Source organism: Halorubrum aidingense JCM 13560, from assembly GCF_000336995.1.
Lineage (GTDB): Archaea > Halobacteriota > Halobacteria > Halobacteriales > Haloferacaceae > Halorubrum > Halorubrum aidingense.
Window position 1 is genome coordinate 1 of the sequence record NZ_AOJI01000031.1, and the last position, 810, is coordinate 810.

Genomic DNA, 810 nt, shown 5'->3' on the forward strand with positions numbered 1-810 from the left:
GACAATCCTGGTCACAGTAGCAGCGATAGTCGGGTGAGAACCTCGACGGCCTGATGAGCAAGGGTTCCTCGGCACTGCCAATCAGCCGAGGGTCAGCCGGTCCTAAGATGCACCGTAATTCGACTGCATCAACGGGAAACTGGTTAATATTCCAGTGCCATCGTGCAGTAAACGTCGACGCCGTGTGGAACGCTGAGCCGGGCCTTCGCCCGGTCGAATCATGGAAACTCGTGGAAGCCGTCACGGCACGAAGCGAGCGAAACGTGAGATAGCGCAAGTCAGCCGTACATAGGGCCCGTGAAAAGACAAGCACGATGTCCGTACCGAGATCCGACACAGGTGCTCTGGCAGCGAAAGCCACGGCCTGTCGGGAGAACCGACGTTAGGGAATTCGGCAAGTTAGTCCCGTACCTTCGGAAGAAGGGATGCCTGCTCTCGACGGAGCAGGTCGCAGTGACTCGGGCGCTCCGACTGTCTAATAACAACACAGGTGACCGCAAATCCGCAAGGACTCGTACGGTCACTGAATCCTGCCCAGTGCGGGTATCTGAACACCTCGTACAAGAGGACGAAGGACCCGTCAACGGCGGGGGGAACTATGACCCTCTTAAGGTAGCGTAGTACCTTGCCGCTTCAGTAGCGGCTTGCATGAATGGATAAACGAGAGCGCCACTGTCCCAACGTTGGACCCGGTGAACTGTACGTTCCAGTGCGGAGTCTGGAGACCCCCAAGGGGAAGCGAAGACCCTATAGAGCTTTACTGCAGGCTGTCGCTGAGACGTGGTCGCCGATGTGCAGCATAGGTAGGAG

At 57.5% G+C, this 810-nt stretch carries 1 rRNA gene; it reads left to right on the top strand.

Going from position 1 to position 810, the window contains the following annotated elements:
• Nucleotides 1-810, top strand: a 23S ribosomal RNA gene (locus C461_RS15965); the annotation flags it as partial.